The sequence below is a fragment of the uncultured Wocania sp. genome (assembly GCF_964021735.1).
Taxonomy (GTDB): domain Bacteria; phylum Bacteroidota; class Bacteroidia; order Flavobacteriales; family Flavobacteriaceae; genus Wocania_A.
In genome coordinates, this window is record NZ_CAXIBN010000267.1 from 1 (window position 1) to 2,561 (window position 2,561).

Consider the following 2,561-nt stretch of genomic DNA (forward strand, 5'->3'; position numbering starts at 1 on the left):
AATTCCAAGAAAAGCATACTTGAATTTACTTTCTTTAATATGAGGTTTAATTTTAAAAGTCCTTGAATATTTAGGAAGAGCTGAAAAAGAAGGTATGCTCCCTCTCTTAGAAAAAGGTTTTCTAGGGCGTCTATTATAAATCCAACTTTGCATACCAAAACCCATATACCCCATAATGAACCTTTACATTATAAGTGTAGAGTTTAGAATAAAAGTTACTAAAAAAGCTTTTTTAATTTTCAACAGCCTTCAAAGAATCAATCTGTCTTTGTAACCTTTCAATCTCCTCAGCTTTTTTATCAATCATAGGAATAACTATAGTTGAATCTGAAACCTGATTAACAATATCAAAGCTTTTTGTCTCTTCAGCAAAATAATAGCCAATACCTTCGCTCGACCTCCAAGCTTCATTTAATTGGTCGTAAACCGTTTTATCCCATTTACTTGGGTGTTTTACATCAATCCAAATAACATCGCGGTATTCACTGTCAATAAGCACTAAATCAGGTGTAGCCGAACCATCAAACTGTCCCGCATCTTTTTCGCTAATAGCAGAAACGGTACCTAAAAAGAACATGCGCTTTCTACCTGCAATATCTTTAATATAAGGTCTGAATTCTACTGGCGTATTGGCTGTCCAATCATACTCTTTTCTCGATTCTTTAACTTTTAATGGCATGGCAGAAACTCCTGCATAGCCTTGCTTTTTGGAGGCATGGTCGTAATAATATAAGGCATCACTTCCGTCTGCAGGAATAAACACACTAAAGGTTAAACTGGTGCGCTCCTCTCCCACTGGCTCTAACCCAAACCAATGGTACAAACCACTATAAGCATTAGAATTGGTATCGGAAAAATCAAAATCAGTAACAAAAGGTTGTTGGTTTTGGTCTTTTGGTAACTCCGGTATTTTAACTGCTGTTTCCATATTCCAAGGCAATGGATCACTAAATCCTCCTAAAAATTTTAAAGATTCTGCTTGTAGTTGCGATACTTTTTCTGCCAATGTATTTTGCCCATTCAAATACGGATAGTTTTTCATTTCCTCTGGACTTATATAAGTGCCTTTTCCTATTAAAATACGCTCTATATAATCACTAAAATCGTGTTCGCCATTATTTACAACCATAACACCACCAAATGTTGGATACGGAAACAAAAAGCCTTTCCATTTAATTAAACTGACCACTTGCACCCATTGTCCTGTATCGTTTTTCATATAAAACGTATCACTAGGCTCCATGGTAAATAATTGAAAAATATTGAAACGTTGTACAACAGCGTTATAGGTGTTTCTACTAAACTTTAAAGATTCACCAATTGAAAAGGTTACAGGAATTCTATTTTCGTTTGAAAACCTTGGAAATGGCGTCGTACTAGATACCGAAAATACTTCTTCGGTATTATCGGTTATGCCTTGCCAAACATATTTCTCTGTTGGCTGAATGGCCATCGTCCATTTATTCTCACCGTCAACACGAACTAAATGTGGTAACGAAACATCTTTAGTTTCTCCAACACTTTCGTTTGCCATTGATGAAATATTTTGTAATGGTTGAATGCGCTCATTTTGAGTTAACGGTAATTCGTTAATTTCTATACGATTCAAATTATTAAAAACATTATAGGTTTTCATGTAATCGTACATTTTAAAATGCCAACCGATTACATATAAGATTCCGAAGAAAACAACTAGCAATCCTAAAATACCAATGCGTTTTCCTGTACTTGCTGAATTTCTAAACTTTCGTAATCCAAAAAATAATACTGTAGCACTTAACAGAATAATGAAAATGAACTTTCTAACAAATAATAATGCAGGCTGATAATCGTCGCGCAAAACAAACAATGCGACTAACAAAATTAATCCGGTAACTATTGTTATGGTTTTTTGTTTTTTTCCTTTATTCCAGTAGTTTTTAATCATCTTATTTACGTTGTCATTGCGAGACTTTTTAAGTCGTGGCAATCTGTTTGTTTATATTTCTAGTTTCAATTTAAAAGATTACTTCGTCATACTTCCTCGTAATGCCACTAACTTATAAAAGCCCTTTGTCTTTTAATCGTTCACGAGCACTTTTCTCCTCAGTTTTTGGTGCTTCTTTTTGAGGTTCAGATGCTTCACCTATATCTGCATCTTTCGTTTTTATATCTTCAATAAAATCCTTTCCTTTCTCAATAGTGTCTTTTACAATATCTTCTAAAGAATCACTCTTTTCATCAATAACTTCACTTGATTTAAATATAAGATTTGCTAAATATGTTCCTACCAATGTGCCAACAATCATCGACGCAAAAATGGAAATGGTAGCAATATCTATTGGAATTAAAAACCTAGTAATTACAATGCCTATTAAAAATAAGAACCCAATAAACACCAACCTGATTATAAATTTTTGTTGATATACAAAGCCTGTTTTATCTGTGGATTTCATTTGTAAGTCCTTAGAATACATCAATTTATTAAAGAATCGATATAATCCATTTCCGTGAGATTCTCGCCAGTAAATTAATGCTCCAAATAAAACGGATCCAATAAATATGATTAGTTCTAGTGTCAT

Annotated in this window: 2 protein-coding genes; both read right to left on the reverse strand. The window is 33.5% G+C overall.

The window, feature by feature from the left end; all coding sequences use genetic code 11:
- Positions 1 to 232: 232 nt before the first annotated feature.
- Positions 233 to 1,927, reverse strand: a complete 1,695-nt coding sequence (locus AADI82_RS14805) for a hypothetical protein (protein ID WP_341217184.1) — start codon at positions 1,925 to 1,927, stop codon at positions 233 to 235.
- Positions 1,928 to 2,039: 112 nt separating this feature from the next.
- Positions 2,040 to 2,561 (reverse strand): hypothetical protein (locus AADI82_RS14810; protein ID WP_341217185.1); only part of this gene is annotated, 522 nt, incomplete at its 5' end.